Origin of the sequence: Pseudomonas sp. JV245A, assembly GCF_032424515.1 — a bacterium.
Classification (GTDB): Bacteria; Pseudomonadota; Gammaproteobacteria; order Pseudomonadales; family Pseudomonadaceae; genus Aquipseudomonas; species Aquipseudomonas protegens.
The window spans coordinates 1-607 of record NZ_VYKE01000491.1 but is presented as its reverse complement, the minus strand read 5'-3'; the positions used below and the strand labels follow the sequence as shown (position 1 = coordinate 607).

Annotated in this window: 2 protein-coding genes; both read left to right on the top strand. The window is 63.1% G+C overall.

Going from position 1 to position 607, the window contains the following annotated elements; all coding sequences use genetic code 11:
• Positions 1–472 (top strand): A24 family peptidase (locus F6S12_RS32640; RefSeq protein WP_315869971.1); only part of this gene is annotated, 472 nt, incomplete at its 5' end.
• Positions 469–607, top strand: a 139-nt coding sequence (locus F6S12_RS32635) for a dephospho-CoA kinase (RefSeq protein WP_315869972.1), incomplete at its 3' end; no start/stop codon positions are given. The genes F6S12_RS32640 and F6S12_RS32635, both read left to right, overlap by 4 nt.

Here is a 607-nt window from a genome sequence, read left to right as displayed (position 1 = left end):
GATGCTGATCCTCAGCTGGGGGCTGCTGGCAATGAGCCTGATCGACGCCGATCACCAGCTGCTGCCGGATGTGCTGGTGCTGCCACTGTTGTGGCTGGGGCTGATCGCCAACAGCTTCGGCCTGCTGATCAGCCTGGAGGATGCGCTGTGGGGGACGGTGATCGGCTACCTGTTCCTGTGGTCGGTGTTCTGGCTGTTCAAGCTGCTGACCGGCAAGGAGGGCATGGGCCACGGTGATTTCAAGCTGCTGGCCCTGTTCGGGGCCTGGGGCGGCTGGCAGATCCTGCCGCTGACCCTGCTGCTGTCATCCCTGTTGGGGGCGATTCTCGGCACGATCCTGCTGCGCCTGCGCCGGGAAAAGACCTCGACGCCAATCCCCTTTGGACCCTTTCTGGCCATTGCCGGCTGGATTGCCTTGCTCTGGGGTGGTCAAATAACCGACTTCTATCTGCAGTTTGTCGGTTTCCAATGACTCGCTCCGTTAACACACCCTGGACCCTCGGCCTGACCGGCGGCATCGGCAGCGGCAAAAGTGCCGCCGCCCAGCACTTCATCGACCTGGGGGTGCATGTGATCGATGCCGATCATGCCGCCCGCTGGGTGGTGG